The 13,304-nt window shown below is 71.8% G+C and carries 16 protein-coding genes; 13 read left to right on the top strand and 3 right to left on the bottom strand.

Going from position 1 to position 13,304, the window contains the following annotated elements; translation table 11 throughout:
* The first annotated feature begins 107 nt into the window (after positions 1 to 107).
* The 11 genes from BM286_RS10165 (at position 108) to BM286_RS10115 (ending at position 8,843) form a co-directional block, all read left to right on the top strand.
* On the top strand, positions 108 to 1,088 hold the full coding sequence (locus BM286_RS10165) for a hypothetical protein (protein ID WP_092921701.1): 981 nt from the start codon (positions 108 to 110) through the stop codon (positions 1,086 to 1,088).
* A gap of 81 nt (positions 1,089 to 1,169) precedes the next feature.
* Complete coding sequence (locus BM286_RS10160) at positions 1,170 to 2,576, top strand: ASPIC/UnbV domain-containing protein (protein WP_092921699.1); 1,407 nt, start codon at positions 1,170 to 1,172, stop codon at positions 2,574 to 2,576.
* 118 nt (positions 2,577 to 2,694) lie between these two features.
* On the top strand, positions 2,695 to 2,895 hold the full coding sequence (locus BM286_RS10155; RefSeq protein WP_092921697.1) for a DUF7576 family protein: 201 nt from the start codon (positions 2,695 to 2,697) through the stop codon (positions 2,893 to 2,895).
* A gap of 97 nt (positions 2,896 to 2,992) precedes the next feature.
* A complete protein-coding gene (locus BM286_RS10150) occupies positions 2,993 to 3,718 on the top strand; it encodes a ribosome assembly factor SBDS (protein ID WP_092921695.1) in 726 nt (241 codons plus the stop codon).
* Positions 3,719 to 3,850: 132 nt separating this feature from the next.
* The gene (locus BM286_RS10145) at positions 3,851 to 4,369 is read left to right on the top strand and encodes a YbaK/EbsC family protein (RefSeq protein ID WP_092921692.1); all 519 of its coding nucleotides are present in this window, start codon (positions 3,851 to 3,853) and stop codon (positions 4,367 to 4,369) included.
* Between the two features lie 120 nt (positions 4,370 to 4,489).
* Positions 4,490 to 5,506 (top strand): metal ABC transporter substrate-binding protein, encoded by a 1,017-nt coding sequence (locus BM286_RS10140; RefSeq protein WP_092921690.1) that lies wholly within the window; start codon positions 4,490 to 4,492, stop codon positions 5,504 to 5,506.
* 94 nt (positions 5,507 to 5,600) lie between these two features.
* Positions 5,601 to 6,341 carry a metal ABC transporter ATP-binding protein gene (locus BM286_RS10135; protein ID WP_092921688.1) on the top strand — a complete coding sequence of 247 codons (741 nt, stop codon included), beginning with the start codon at positions 5,601 to 5,603 and terminating at the stop codon, positions 6,339 to 6,341.
* Entirely contained in the window at positions 6,341 to 7,399 is a 1,059-nt protein-coding gene (locus BM286_RS10130) for a metal ABC transporter permease (protein ID WP_092921686.1), read from the top strand. The genes BM286_RS10135 and BM286_RS10130 overlap by 1 nt, the downstream gene beginning before the upstream one ends.
* A gap of 96 nt (positions 7,400 to 7,495) precedes the next feature.
* Entirely contained in the window at positions 7,496 to 7,780 is a 285-nt protein-coding gene (locus tag BM286_RS10125; RefSeq protein WP_092921684.1) for a DUF7545 family protein, read from the top strand.
* Between the two features lie 78 nt (positions 7,781 to 7,858).
* Positions 7,859 to 8,302 (top strand): thiol-disulfide oxidoreductase DCC family protein, encoded by a 444-nt coding sequence (locus tag BM286_RS10120; protein ID WP_092921682.1) that lies wholly within the window; start codon positions 7,859 to 7,861, stop codon positions 8,300 to 8,302.
* 37 nt (positions 8,303 to 8,339) lie between these two features.
* Positions 8,340 to 8,843, top strand: coding sequence for a GIY-YIG nuclease family protein (locus BM286_RS10115; protein ID WP_092921680.1), 504 nt, complete (start codon positions 8,340 to 8,342; stop codon positions 8,841 to 8,843).
* Between the two features lie 19 nt (positions 8,844 to 8,862).
* On the opposite strand, the gene BM286_RS10110 is transcribed toward BM286_RS10115, so the two are convergent.
* The 3 genes from BM286_RS10110 to BM286_RS10100 form a co-directional block, all read right to left on the bottom strand.
* Positions 8,863 to 9,345 (bottom strand): acyl-CoA thioesterase, encoded by a 483-nt coding sequence (locus BM286_RS10110; RefSeq protein ID WP_092921678.1) that lies wholly within the window; start codon positions 9,343 to 9,345, stop codon positions 8,863 to 8,865.
* 67 nt (positions 9,346 to 9,412) lie between these two features.
* Complete coding sequence (locus tag BM286_RS10105; protein WP_092921676.1) at positions 9,413 to 9,871, bottom strand: bifunctional nuclease family protein; 459 nt, start codon at positions 9,869 to 9,871, stop codon at positions 9,413 to 9,415.
* An 84-nt stretch (positions 9,872 to 9,955) separates the two neighbouring features.
* Entirely contained in the window at positions 9,956 to 10,660 is a 705-nt protein-coding gene (locus BM286_RS10100) for an ArsR/SmtB family transcription factor (RefSeq protein ID WP_092921674.1), read from the bottom strand.
* A gap of 144 nt (positions 10,661 to 10,804) precedes the next feature.
* Here BM286_RS10100 and BM286_RS10095 point away from each other — a divergent pair, with 144 nt between their 5' ends.
* Both BM286_RS10095 and BM286_RS10090 read left to right on the top strand, forming a co-directional pair.
* The gene (locus tag BM286_RS10095) at positions 10,805 to 12,583 is read left to right on the top strand and encodes a TraB/GumN family protein (protein WP_092921672.1); all 1,779 of its coding nucleotides are present in this window, start codon (positions 10,805 to 10,807) and stop codon (positions 12,581 to 12,583) included.
* On the top strand, positions 12,580 to 13,254 hold the full coding sequence (locus BM286_RS10090) for a zinc metalloprotease (RefSeq protein ID WP_092921670.1): 675 nt from the start codon (positions 12,580 to 12,582) through the stop codon (positions 13,252 to 13,254). The genes BM286_RS10095 and BM286_RS10090 overlap by 4 nt, the downstream gene beginning before the upstream one ends.
* The last annotated feature ends 50 nt before the right edge of the window (positions 13,255 to 13,304 follow it).

The raw sequence follows: 13,304 nt of genomic DNA, 5'->3' as shown, positions 1-13,304 counted from the left end.
CGGGCGCTGCCCGCGGGCGTGGTCAGTCCCGTCGTCGGCACCGTTCGTTCTCAACTCCGATAACTGCGCGCGAATCCTTATGGGGCGAAATCGCTCAGTCGGGGTACGTGACACTCGAACAGTTTCTCGATCGCTTCGACGGCCCCGAGCGGTCCGTGGTCACCGTCAACCGAACCGACCCGGACCCGGTTTTGAACATGCTCGTGGACACGTTCGGCGACGACGCAGTGCGGGTGGTCGACGGCCGGATGACGACGGGCGACGCCGAGCGGCCCGCGACCGACGGCGCCGGGGTCGCCGGCCCCGAGCGACGGGGGGGACTGACCGCCCGGGAGCTGACGACGAGCGGCGTCGTCGACGGCGACGAACCCGCCCCGTCGATCGACGTCGACGTGCTCCGCCGCCACGACGACGTCCCGTTCGACGGGGACGACCCCGACGACATCGAGAACCTCGTGCTGCTCATGGAGGGCGACGAGGTGGTCGCCGGCTCGACGCTCGGCGAGCTCGGTGACGCCGTGCTGTTCGTCAACTCCGACCTGTACGTCACCGGGAGCCGGCCGCTGGGGGACGTCGATCTCCCGTCGGTGATAAGCGGCCTCGACGACGCGACGTTCACGCTTCGAGGGTATCCCGAGTCGAACCGGCAGAAGCTGCTCCTGATCACCATCTCGCGGTTCATCGAGCGGGCGGCGTGGACCGCCGGCGACGGCACCCTGCGCTCGTCGTTCCAGCGGCTCTCGCGAATCGACGACGAGGTCGGCACGCGCGAGGTGTACGAGCGCGTCTCCGACACCGGCGTCGACACGCACCTCTACGGCGTCCCCGACGAGCTCCCGACGGACCTCGACGCGGTCGTCCACGCCGGGGACGACCCGGACTTCACCGACAGCTGGTTCGTGGTGTACCGCCCTCCGGAGGGACCGCACCCGGCCGAGAGCGACCCGAGAAGCGACCTCGTGCGGGGGATCGAGGGGGGCGTCGGGCTCCTCGCGGTCGAGACGGAGCCCCGCGTCTGGCGCGGCCTCTGGACGTTCGACGCGGAGCGCGTCTCGCGGGTGAACCGGTACATCGAGCGGCACCTCTAGCCCGGCCGTCGATTTCCTCCCGCCGCCGCGCGGTCGTATCCAACCCGTGCGTTCATATTCTCGGAGCGGTGACGGACGGCCATGTTCACGGAGCGGTCCTCGCTCGTCGACGACGGGCGCCCGATGCGCGGGTACGGCGTCGCGGTGACGCCGGGCCGCGACGGGCCGCTCGTCTTCGTCGCCGGCTACGGCGAGCCGAACCGGCTGTACGCCCGGGAGGACGGCCGCTTCTCGGACACCGCCTGCGGCATCGTCGCCGACGGGACGCGCCACGGGATGGGCGTGTGCGCGGCCGACCTCGACGCCGACGGCTGCGAGGAGGTGTACGTCCACAACTGCGCGCGCGGCGTCGACGGCGGCGACCCCGACCTCCTCTTGAGCCGCCTGGAGGCCGACCGGTACCGCTGGACCGACGTGTTCGCCCGCGAGGTGAACGCCGACCGGCTCGACGTCCGCGCCGGCCGGTCGGTCGCGGCGCTCGACCGGCTGGGGACCGGGAGATACGGGGTCGCCGTCTCCGGGTACGCCGCGCCGCTCGCGTTCTACGAGCTCGGTGACGACGGCGAGATCACCGACATGGCCGAGGCGGTCGGGCTGGAGGTGGACGGCGGGTGTCGGTCGCTGCTCGCGGTCCCGTACCGCTCCCGCGAGGGCGACCTGTTCGCGGGCGTCGAGGGCGGGCCGAACCGCCTGTTCAGCAACCGCGACGGCCACTACGTCCGGACCGACGGCGGACCGGACCTCTCGGACCCCGCCGGCGACACGCGCGGCGCCGCGGTCGTCGACGAAGGAGGGACGTTCGCCCTCGCGGTCGGCAACGAGGCGGCCCCGAGCCGCCTCCTGCGCTGTTCGCCCGGCGGCGGGTACGACGACGTGGCCCCGCCGGCGCTCCGCGACGTCGGAGCGGTCCGGACCGTGGTCGCCGCGGACTTCGATAACGACGGGCGCGAGGAGCTCTTCTTCAACGTCTGCGGCGCCGAGAACCGCCTGTTCGAGCGGGTCGACGGGTCCGACGAGGCGGCGCGCTGGGAGGCGGCGTCGCTCGGGGCGGCCGCGGAGCCGGACGGGTTCGGTACCGGCGCGGTCGCGACCGACCTCGACGGCGACGGGGCGCTGGAGCTCCTCGTCGTCCACGGCGAGGTCGCCGCGCAGCCGGTGACGGCGTACGGCGACGACGACGCGTCGGCCGCCGGATGGTTCCGGGTACGTCCGACGACGCGGCACGGCGCGCCGGCCCGCGGCGCCGTCGTCACCCTGGAGACCGACGACGGGGTCCAGCGGCGAGCGATCGACGCGGGCGGCGGCTGCCTCTGTCAGACGGAGCCGGTCGCGCACTTCGGACTCGGGGACGCGGAGCCGCTGCGCGTGGACGTGCGGTGGCCGGACGGCCGCGAGCGGACGGTCGTCGGACCGAGCGCGGACCGGGAGATCACCGTCAAACACCCGTCACAGGAGGCGACCGACCGCGACGCGCGGACGACGCGCTAGCGACGCGAGCGCCCACGCCGCCCGCCCGATCGGCCCGCCCTCGGTGCGAGACCGGGGGAGCCGTGGCCAGAACTGCCGCCCTTCGCGGGTTCAAGTGTCCGCGGGCGTACCGGGAGGTATGGTGGATCCGACCTCGGAGCTCGAGGAGGACGTCGACGAGGAGTCCGCGCCGAGTTGCGCGACGTGCGGCGAGCCGGCGCTGGGGACCGGGCACCGAACGGTGACGTGGGTCGACGGCGACGACGTCGTTCACCGGCACTTCTGCTCGCAGGCGTGCCGAGCGGAGTGGGACGACGAGCGGCCGACGGCGGGCGGGTAGTCGGGGGAGCGGCGGCGCGACGCCCGGACCCGACGACTCGACGCGACGACCGGCGGCGGCGGGAGGCTTTTTGCCCGCGGGGGTGGTACCCTCCGGTATGATATCGCTCGACGAGGCCGTGACGGCCCGACTGGAGTCGCACGGGGAGCGCTTCGAGGTCCTGATCGACCCCGACGCCGCGCTCGCGATCAAACGCGGGGAGTTCGAGGGGGAGTTGGAAGACGTCATCGCCGCGGAGGACGTCTTCGAGAACGCCTCGCGCGGGGACCGGCCCGCCGAGGAGGACTTAGAGACCGTTTTCGGCACCACGGACGCGCTCTCGATCATCCCCGAGGTCGTCGAGCGCGGAGAGATCCAGATCACCGCCGAGCAGCGCGAGGAGATGCAAGAGCGCAAGCACAACCAGCTGGTCACCACCATCACGCGCAACGCGGTGAACCCGCAGATGGACGACTCGCCGCACCCCCCCGAGCGTATCGAGCGCGCCCTCGAGGAGGCCGGGTTCCAGATCGATCCGATGGAGCCGGTGGAGAACCAGGTGGACGACGCGCTCGAGGCGCTCCGACCCGTGATCCCGATCCGGTTCGAGGAGGTGACGATGGCGGTCCAGCTCCCGGCCGACTACGCGGGGTCCGGGCAGGCCCAGATCCGGGAGTTCGGTGACTTAGAGCGCGAGGAGTGGCAGAACGACGGCTCGTGGGTCGGCGTGCTCACGTTCCCCGCCGGGCTCCAGAACGACCTCTACGACCTCGTCAACGAGGTCACCTCCGGCGAGGGCGACGCCCGCGTGATCAAGGACAAAGACGAGCTGCGGACCCGCTGACGGGGTCCGAACCGGCGCTGACGCGGTCTGAACCGCCGCTGACGGGATCAGAGACGCCGCTGACGCCGATTGACTTGGCGCAGTTTCACCGCGTCCGAGGGCTTGATATCGTCCGGGCGCGGCTCCGATCGCATGCATCCACGCGCGGCGGAGTTCGGGGAGCGAGCCCGGGAACGGTACGACGCCGACGTCGACGTGCTGGAGTTCGACGCCAGCACCGAGACCGCGGCCGCCGCGGCCGACGCCCTGGGCTGCGAGACGGGCGCCATCGCGTCGACGATCATCGTCTCGCTTTCCCGCGGCGACGACGAGGCGCGACGGGGGTCCGGCGGTCGGGCTCCGCCCGACGACCTCGTCGCGGCGATCACGAGCGGCGCGAACCGGCTAGACCTCGATGCCGTCGCGGACCACTTCGGTGCCGACGCCGCCGAGATGGGCGACCCCGACCGGATCCGCGAGGTCGTCGGCTGGAGCATCGGCGGCGTTCCACCGGTCTGCCACGACGCCGCGCTGCCGACCGTCTTCGATCCGACGCTCACCGAGTACGACACCGTCTACGGCGCGGCGGGGACACCGAACGCGGTGTTCGTGGTCGAGCCCGAGACGCTCGCGGGACTCGCGGACGCGACCGTCGTCGACCTCACCGACTGAGCCGACGTCGCCGGTACCCCGCCGTCGAGTTGTTAACGTCGGGCGGGTTTCGAACCTGAGTTATTAACTGGGAGTTGTGAAATAACAACTCTTTTCTGTTAATCGGTGGTATCGATCGGTATGACTCACTCACGGCGGTCCGTGCTGCGGCGCGGCGCCGGGTTGGCCGTCGCCGGAACGACGGCGGCGTTGGCGGGGTGTTCCGGCGCCGCGAACGCCGACCCCGAGGGGTTCGACTCGGGGTACGCCGCCTTCTTCACCCTCAGCGACTGGGCGAACGAAGTCGCGGGCGACCGCGCGAGCTTCGAGGACCCGGTCGACGTGGGGCAGCTCGGTCACGGCTGGACCCCGGACGGGACCCTCGCCGCCGACGTCGCCGCGACGGACGCGTTCGTCTACCTCGACAGCCCGGAGTTCTCGTGGGCGCAGGACCTCGCCGCGACCCTCGAGAGGGACTACGACACGGTCGCCGTGATCGACGGGCTCGACGGGCTGGAGGACGACCTGCTCGCCTGGGACCACTCGCACGGCGGGGGGACGGGCGGGGACGACGGGAGCGGAACCCGCGACGGCGGCGGGGGCGACGACGACGGCGAGACCCGGTACGACCCGCACGTCTGGGTCGACCCGGTCCTCGCGGGCGAGATGGTCGACACGATCGCCACGGGGCTCGGGGAGGCGGATCCGGACAACGCCGAGGCGTACGCCGCCAACGCCGACGCGTACGTCGAGGAGCTCGACGCGATCGACGCCGCCTTCGAGTCGATCGCGGAGGACGCCGCGCGAGACGTGGCGGTGATCGCGGGCCACAACTCGTTTCAGTACCTCGAGGCGCGCTACGGTTTCCGACTCCACTCGCCGGTCGGCGTCTCGCCGCAGAACGAGCCGACGCAGACGGAGATAGCCGACACGATCGAACTCGTCGACTCGGCGGGGATCGAGGTCGTGTTGTACGACCGCTTCCAGTCGCCCAGACTCGCCGAGTCGATCGTCGCGAACAGCGGCGCGACGGCGGCGGTCCCCGTCACGCCCGCGGGGGGAACGACCCGCGAGTGGAACGAGGCCGGGTACGGCTACCTCGAACAGATGACCGAGATCAACGTCCCCGCCTTCGAGCGGGCGTTGGGGGCGCAGTGAGCGGGACCGTGACCGACCGCCGGACTCCCCGCCGCGGACGCGACGACGGAGTAAAAGAGCTAAACGTACGGGCTCCCCACGTGAGGGACACGCAGTGACCGCAATCGTGGCTCTCGACGGCGTGACGTTCGCCTACGGCGACACCGTCGCCGTCAGCGACGTCTCGCTGACCGTCGAGGAGGGGGACTTCCTCGGGCTCGTCGGGCCGAACGGCTCCGGGAAGACGACCCTGCTCCACCTCATGCTCGGGCTCCACGAGCCCGACGAGGGGTCCGTCGAGCTGTTCGGGCGTCCGATCGACGAGTTCGACGACGGGGGCCGGATCGGCTACGTCTCCCAGAAGGCGACGAGCCGGGGCGGCGCGATGCCGGTCACCGTCCGCGAGTGCGTCACGATGGGCCGGTTCGCACGCGCCGGCCGCGGGCGACTCTCCGCGGCCGACCGAGCCGCCGTCGCGGACGCCATCGAGACGGTCGGTATCGAGGGGCTGGCCGACCGGCTCGTCTCGGAGCTGTCGGGCGGCCAGAAACAGCGGGCGTACATCGCGCGGGCCCTCGCGAGCGACGCGGACCTGCTCGCGCTCGACGAGCCGACGGTCGGCGTCGACGCCGAGTCGCGCGACGCCTTCTACGCCCTCCTCGACGACCTCAACGACGAGGGGATCACGGTCATCCTCATCGAGCACGACATCGGCGTCGTCACCGAGCGCGCCAACCGCATCGCCTGTATCAACACCGAGCTGTACCATCACGGGGACACCGAGTCGTTCGTCGAGAGCGACGCCCTCGCGGCTGCGTACGGCACCGACGGACAGGTCGTCCACCATCACCACTGATGAGCGGGGAATCAGCGGCCGACGACCGGGCGCGTGCCCGCTCCGTCCGAGGCCTCCGCCGAACCGCGGAGCTCGTCGGAATCGGACTCACCGGCGTCGTCGCGGCCGGCATGCTCGGGTTCCTCCTGCTCTACTGGGCGCGGGACCTCCCGGTGGCGAGCGACCTCTACGTCGCGTTCCGCTCGCTTGGCCGCGGGATGGACGCCGCGTTCGGCACGAACGTGTTCCGACACCCGATCATGTGGCAGTCGATGGCGGTCGGCGTGCTCGTCGGCGTGGTCGCTCCGCTCGTGGGCTCGTTCCTCGTCCACCGAGAGATGGCGCTGATCGGCGAGACGCTCGCGCACACGGCGTTCGCCGGCGTGGCGGTCGGCATCCTCGTCACCTCCTCGACCGGGTGGAACGGGTCGCTGCTGCTCGTCGCGCTCGCGGTCGGTATCGCCGGCGCGCTCGCGGTCCAGTGGCTCACCGAGCGCACCGACGCCTACGGCGACGTGCCGATCGCGATCATGCTCAGCGGGAGCTTCGCGGTCGGCACGCTGATCATCAGCTACGGCGACGGCCTCACCGGCGTCAACATTCAGGGGTACCTGTTCGGGAACCTCGCGGTGGTCACGCCGGAGGGCGCGCGCCTGATGGGCGCGCTCGCGCTGATCGTCGTCGCGGGCGTGGCGCTGACGTACAAACAGCTCCTCTTCATCACCTTCGACGAGCAGGCCGCGCGGGTCGCACGGCTGAACGTCACCGGCTACAACACCCTGCTCGTGGTGTTGACCGCGGTCGTCGTCGTCGGCGCGATGCAGGTGTTGGGCGTCATCCTCGTCGCCGCGATGTTAGTCGTCCCCGTCGCGGCCGCCTCGCAGGTCGCCCGGAGCTTCCGCGAGACGGTGTACCTCTCGGTCATCGTCGGCCAGCTGTCGGTGATCGGGGGCTTCGCCGTCTCGATCGGCCTCGGGCTTCCCTCCGGGGGATCCATCGTCGTCACGGCCATCGCCGTGTACCTCGCGAGCGTCGTCGGCTCCGGCTTCTCCGTGAGGGCCATCTCGACGCACGGGTGAGGACGGAGGAATCCGCGCCCGGCTCGCGAGCGGTGACCGCGTCCGGCTCGCGTCCGGTTTCCACAGACCCTTATGTCGCGGCCGCGACCCACGCGTATGGGAGACACCGAGACCTACACGGTCAGCGGCCCCGACGGTGAGGAAGAGTCGTTCGAACTGCCCGCCGGCCTCGTCGACGTGCTCAGCGAGCAGGGAGAGCCGGCGACGCGGGTCGTCTCCGACGTGATCGTTCAGGCGATGGCCCAGCAGGCGCACGTCATCGTCAACCACAGCGAGGGTGACGTGCCGGACGACATCGCGGAGATGGAGGAGACGGCCGCGGAGCTGTTCGAGGAGCGGTTCGGACAGCCGCTCGAAGAGGCGCTCGGTCACTCGCACTGAGCGGGTTCGCGACGCTCTCCGACCGAACAAGTTCGTCCCGGCCGGCCGCTTAAGCCGATGGAAACCCTCTTATTCGATATGACTCCTGACCCGGACGGCGCCGACGCTCCGGTGTTGATATTCGACGGCGACTGCCCGTACTGCTCGGTCGCGGCGGTCGCGCTCCGCCGGCTCGACGGCGTCGTCGCGGTCCCGTGGGAGGCCGACCCGGTCGGGCCGTTCCTCGACGCCCAGTTCGGCTCGCGCCCCTTCGCGATGGTGTTCGTCGACCCCGCCGAGCGCCGGGTGTACGCGGGCCGGTCGGCCGCCGAAGAGCTGGCCGACCGCGCCGGGACACCCGGGATCGTCGGGGGGCTCGTCCGCGACAACTACGACCGCATCGCCGGCGTCGTCGGCGCGCTGTCGGGCCGCGACCGCGACCCGGCGGACTTCCACGACGCCTACCCGCTCGACGGCGACGCGAGCGATCTGGTGGGATCGCTCCGGTCGGCCGCCGACGAGGCGCCGGCCGCGCTGTCGTGAGCGCCGCGGAGAGCGGCTCTCGGGCGGTGATCGACCGATGAGCGGCGCCGACGGGGGGAGCTACACCCTCGTCGTCGCCCTCGCGAGCGACGCGACGCTGTCGGCGGGCGCGCTGGGCGAGTACCGCCTCCCGGCCGGCGCGTACGCCTACACGGGCAGCGCGCTCGGCGCCGGCGGCTTCTCCCGGGTCGACAGGCACCGGCGCACCGCGCGCGGCGACCACGACGTCCGCCACTGGCACGTCGACTACCTGCTCGGCCACCCGGCGGCGCGGATCGACCGCGTCGTGCGGAGCATCGGCGTCGACGTCGAGTGCGCGGTCGCCGAGCGGCTGCCGCCCGGACCGGTCGACGGGTTCGGCGCCTCCGACTGCGGCTGTCCGAGCCACCTCGCGAGCGGCGACCGGGACGAGCGCGGCGGCGACGCCGACGAGGCGCTCGACGCCCTCGCGGAGCGCGCGCTGGCGGCACACGGGGCGGCGGTCGCCGCGTCCGACGCGCCGGACGCGACCGTCGAGGTCGTCGCGGGCTCGGCGGAGTGAACGCTCGCGGGGCGCCCGTTCAGATGTCGTAGCGGTCGACGACCTGCCGCAGCTGTTCCTCGCGGCCTTCGAGGGCGTCGTCGCGGAGGGCTTCCTCGTCCGCGGTCGGGCACGCGAGATCGGGAACCGGCGTCGGGCGTCCCTCGTCGTCGAGCGCGACGAACGTGAAGTAGGAGGTGGTCGTCCGCCGCGTCTCGTCGGTTCGCGGGTCCTCGGCGCGGACGTCGACCTTCGCGTCGACGCTCGTCCGACCGGTGTTGAACACGTACCCCTCGATGATCGCGACCTCGCCCGTCTCGATGGGCGCGATGAAGTCGACGTGGTCCATCGAGGCGGTGACGACCTGTCGGTTCGAAAAGCGCATGCCGGCGATGGCGCCGCAGATGTCCATCCAGTGCAACACGGCGCCCCCGAGCGCGCGGCCGAGGTTGTTCGTGTCGTTCGGGAGCAGCATCTCCGTCATCTCGGTGTGCGAGGAGGCGAGCGTGGCCGTCTCGTCCATACCCGTCGTGGGACGCCCGGCGACTTGAACGACGGGCTTCCCGTCGGCCGTCACCGGACCCGGCGGCTCAGCGCTCTTCGGACGGGTCGCCGTCGCCGCTGAACTCGACCGAGTCCGACGGGCGGCCGGCCTCGTCGATCACCTCGTCGGTCACGACGATCGGACAGTCGACGCGCACGGCGAGCGCGAGCGCGTCGGAGGGGCGGGCGTCGAAGACGAACCGCTCCGGCTCGCCGTCCTCGTAGCGCTCGGCGTCGACCTTCGCGTAGAAGGTGCCGTCGCGGAGGTCGTCGACCCTGACGCGGTCGATGGCGCCGCCGAACTCCGTGAGGATGTCGACCAGGAGGTCGTGGGTGAGCGGTCGGTCGAACGGTTCGCCCTCCAGCGCCATCCCGATCGATCGAGCCTGGTCGGCGCTGACGAATATCGGGACGTACTCGCCGCGCGCGGACAGGATCACCGCCGGGACGTCGCCGCTCGGCGCCGACCCCGCACCGACGCCGACGACCTCGGCCTCGTGTTCCATACGCGAACGTAGGGACGGCGCTTTGAATAGCTGTCCCACGAGCCGCCGTTTGGCGGACGCGCTCCGCCCGGTACGACGCCCGCGCTACCGGTTCGACGCGCGGTACCAGTACGCCCACGCGAGCGTGAACACGAGCGCGGCGGCGACGAAGAAGACGAGTCCGGGCTCGACGAGCGAGACGGCGTACTCCGCGAGCGGGTCGCCGACGAGTTCGATCGCGCCGTCGGCGGTCTCGGCCCCGGAGTCCGCGTTCGGGGCGCTCGCTATCGTCGGACCGTCGGCCGCGCCCCCGTCGCCCCCCGCGCCGCCGGCCGCCCCGGCGTCGCTCCTCGCCCGGTACCCGCCGAGCGAGCCGACCGCGAGGAGCCGCTGGGCCGCGACCGCCGCGAGGCCGATTATCCCGTAGCCGCCGAGCAGGCGCATGAGCGCGGTCTTGATCCCGGTCGACTCCTCGGAGCCGCCCGCGAACAGCACGAGCGGCTCGTCCGCGGCGGCGTACACGTCCATCTCGCGGCCCTTCTCGGAGTAGGCGGTGTCGACGACGTCGACGAGGTCGGCCTCGTCGAGCCGAGAGAGGTGGTACTGGACGTTCTGAAGCGACGTGTCGACCTCGTCGGCGAGCTCGGACTTCGTCGCCGGGCGCTCGTGGAGCGTCGAGAGGATCGCCCGGGCCGTCTCGGAGCCGAGGGCGGCGATGAGGTCGTCGGCCTCGTCGTCGTCGACGCCGACGACCCGGGGTTCGCGCTCCTCCGGGGTCGCGTCCGGCAGGGAGGGCAACAGCCGGGACATACGAGGAGGTGAGAGGCGTGAGAATACAAGTTTATTGGATCGCCGGGAACGCGGTTCGGCGGCGGGCCCGCGACGCGGCGGCGGGCGCGCGAACGCCGGGATCGACTCACAAACCCTAAACGCGGTGACCGAGTACGACGGGTGATGACAGAGACGTCACGGGGGACCGACGAGGCGCCCCCGTCGGCCGATCGGTCCGCGCGGACCGACGGCGGCGGCCTCGAGGCGGGGCCGCGCCGCGATCCCGCCGCCGACGAAGGGTCGGTCACGGTCGTCGGGACCGCGCACGTGTCGGAGCAGTCCGTCGACGAGGTCGAAGCGGCGATCGAGCGGGAGCGTCCCGACGTCGTCGCGGTCGAGCTGGACGAGGGGCGCTACCGGCAGCTCAACGGCGAGACGCCCGAGGACCTCGACGCGAGCGACCTGCTCAGGGGGAACACCGTGTTCCAGTTCCTCGCGTACTGGATGCTCTCGTACGTCCAGACCCAGCTGGGCGAGCGGTTCGACATCGAGCCGGGGGCGGACATGAAGGCCGCCGTCGACCTCGCGGAGTCGCTCGGCATCGACGTGGCCCTCGTCGACCGCGACATCCAGACCACGATCCAGCGCTTCTGGGCGCGCATGACGGTCACGGAGAAGCTGCGTCTCGTCGGCGGGCTCGCGTTCGGCGTCAGCGACCCGCGGGTCGCCGGCGTGATCGGCGGGCTCTTCGTCGGGATCCTCGCCGGACCGGCGATCGGCCTCTTCGGCGGCGCCGTCGGGATCACGAACGCCGTGCTGACGAGCGTCGCCGCCGGCGTCCTCGTCGCGCTCGTCGCGGGTATCGTCGTCGACCAGGTCGGGACGCTCGCGCTCTCGCCGGACCAGCGCCTCTACGCAGCGGTCGGCACCGGGCTCGCGCTCGGCGTCGCCGCCGGGGTCACGGGCGTCGTCGACGGGCTCGTGTCGACGTACCTCGGCGGCTTCGCCGTCACGGCGATCGGGGGCTTCGGGGTCGGGATCGGCCTCGGCCTGGTCGTCGGCGCCGTCCTCGCGGTCGCGGTGGGCGCGTTCGCCGGCGGCGACGTCGACGCCGAGGCCGGCGGGATCGAGGAGCTCGACGAGGCCGACCTCACCGACACGGACGTGGTGACGATGATGATGGAGGAGTTCCGCCAGTTCTCTCCGGGCGGCGCGGAGGCGCTCATCGACGAGCGCGACGCGTTCATCGCCCACCGGCTCGTCGCGCTCCGCGAGTCGGGCTACGACGTGGTCGCGGTCGTCGGCGCCGGCCACCGGGCGGGGATCGAGGGCTACCTCGCCCGCCCGACGACCCTCCCGCCGATGGAGAGCCTGGTCGGCCAGGAGTCCGGTCGCGGGCTCCCGTGGAAGAAGGCGATCGGCTACGCGATCACGGTCGGCTTCGTCGGCTTCTTCGTCCTGCTGGCCCTGGGCGGGGCCGGGAACGCGTTCCTGCTCCGGCTGTTCGGCGCGTGGTTCCTGATCAACGGGGTCTTCGCGTTCGCGTTCGCGAAGGTCGCCGGCGCGCGCTGGCTCTCGGCCGGCGTGGGCGGCGCCGTCGCGTGGATGACCTCGATCAACCCGCTGCTCGCGCCCGGTTGGTTCACCGGCTACGTCGAACTCCGAAGCCTGACCGTGAACGTCGCCGACATCGGCGCCTTGAACGACCTGCTCGCCGACGAGACGCGCTCCGCGGCGGAGCTGGTCTCCGCAATGTTAGATGTGCCGCTGTTCCGGCTCATCGTCGTCGTCGCGATGACGAACGTCGGGAGCATCGTCGCGAGCTTCCTCTTCGCGGCGTACGTCATCCCGGCGATGTTCGGCGCCGAGGTCGGCGGCGTCGAGGACGTCGGGCGGCTGCTCGTCGACGGCGCGATCAACGGCGCGAACCTCGTGCGCGGCGCCGTGGAGGGGATCGCATGAGCGGCGACTCGACGTTCGCCGGGCGTCGGATCGCCGGGCTCTACTTCAGCGGACAGGAGATCCGCGACCTCCTCGTCGCGTGGCTCGCGCTCGGCGTGGCGTTCACGCTGTTCTTCGTCGGCGGCTCGGGCGGGATCAGTCGGATCCTCGCCGCCGGCGTGCTCCCGCCGCTGTTCGTCGCGCTCGCGACCGCCGGGGTCGCCTTCCTGCTCCACGAGGTCGCACACAAGGTCGTCGCGGTCCACTACGACCAGGTCGCGGAGTTCCGCGCGGACAACAGCATGCTGTTCCTCGCGGTGATGAGCTCCTTACTGGGCTTCATCTTCGCCGCGCCGGGCGCCGTCCACCACCGGGGACGGCTGACGCCCCGCGAACACGGCCACATCGCGCTGGCGGGGCCGGTCGTGAACCTCGGGCTGATGGTCGCGTTCGTCCCGCTTTTCGCCCTCGGCGGAATCGTCGGCAGCGAGATCGTCACGATCCTCGGGGCGCGCGGCGTCGCGATCAACGCGTTCCTCGCCGCGTTCAATCTCGTCCCGTACGGTCCGCTCGACGGGAAGACGGTGCTGAACTGGAGCAAGCCGGTCTGGGCGGCCGTCTTCGTCCCGTCCGTGCTGCTCGCCTTCGGGCTCGTCTTCGTCGTCGGGCTCGGGTTCGGCGGGCCGTTCTGATCGCCGGCTCGTCACGACCGCCGCCTCGTTCTGATCGCCGGCTCGTCACG

The sequence above is a fragment of the Halorubrum sodomense genome, from assembly GCF_900111935.1.
Taxonomy (GTDB): Archaea; Halobacteriota; Halobacteria; order Halobacteriales; family Haloferacaceae; genus Halorubrum; species Halorubrum sodomense.
The sequence above is the reverse complement of the archived record's forward strand: the minus strand, read 5'-3'. Positions and strand labels throughout refer to the sequence as shown.

Bases quoted from the DNA above. Each gene is read 5' to 3' on its own strand.
- BM286_RS10140 (WP_092921690.1), top strand. From the start codon at position 4,490: ATGACTCACTCACGGCGGTCCGTGCTGCGGCGCGGCGCCGGGTTGGCC.
- BM286_RS10155 (WP_092921697.1), top strand. From the start codon at position 2,695: ATGGTGGATCCGACCTCGGAGCTCGAGGAGGACGTCGACGAGGAGTCC.
- BM286_RS10120 (WP_092921682.1), top strand. From the start codon at position 7,859: ATGACTCCTGACCCGGACGGCGCCGACGCTCCGGTGTTGATATTCGAC.
- BM286_RS10115 (WP_092921680.1), top strand. From the start codon at position 8,340: ATGAGCGGCGCCGACGGGGGGAGCTACACCCTCGTCGTCGCCCTCGCG.
- BM286_RS10150 (WP_092921695.1), top strand. From the start codon at position 2,993: ATGATATCGCTCGACGAGGCCGTGACGGCCCGACTGGAGTCGCACGGG.
- BM286_RS10095 (WP_092921672.1), top strand. From the start codon at position 10,805: ATGACAGAGACGTCACGGGGGACCGACGAGGCGCCCCCGTCGGCCGAT.
- BM286_RS10145 (WP_092921692.1), top strand. From the start codon at position 3,851: ATGCATCCACGCGCGGCGGAGTTCGGGGAGCGAGCCCGGGAACGGTAC.
- BM286_RS10090 (WP_092921670.1), top strand. From the start codon at position 12,580: ATGAGCGGCGACTCGACGTTCGCCGGGCGTCGGATCGCCGGGCTCTAC.
- BM286_RS10130 (WP_092921686.1), top strand. From the start codon at position 6,341: ATGAGCGGGGAATCAGCGGCCGACGACCGGGCGCGTGCCCGCTCCGTC.
- BM286_RS10125 (WP_092921684.1), top strand. From the start codon at position 7,496: ATGGGAGACACCGAGACCTACACGGTCAGCGGCCCCGACGGTGAGGAA.
- BM286_RS10105 (WP_092921676.1), bottom strand. From the start codon at position 9,871: ATGGAACACGAGGCCGAGGTCGTCGGCGTCGGTGCGGGGTCGGCGCCG.
- BM286_RS10110 (WP_092921678.1), bottom strand. From the start codon at position 9,345: ATGGACGAGACGGCCACGCTCGCCTCCTCGCACACCGAGATGACGGAG.
- BM286_RS10160 (WP_092921699.1), top strand. From the start codon at position 1,170: ATGTTCACGGAGCGGTCCTCGCTCGTCGACGACGGGCGCCCGATGCGC.
- BM286_RS10100 (WP_092921674.1), bottom strand. From the start codon at position 10,660: ATGTCCCGGCTGTTGCCCTCCCTGCCGGACGCGACCCCGGAGGAGCGC.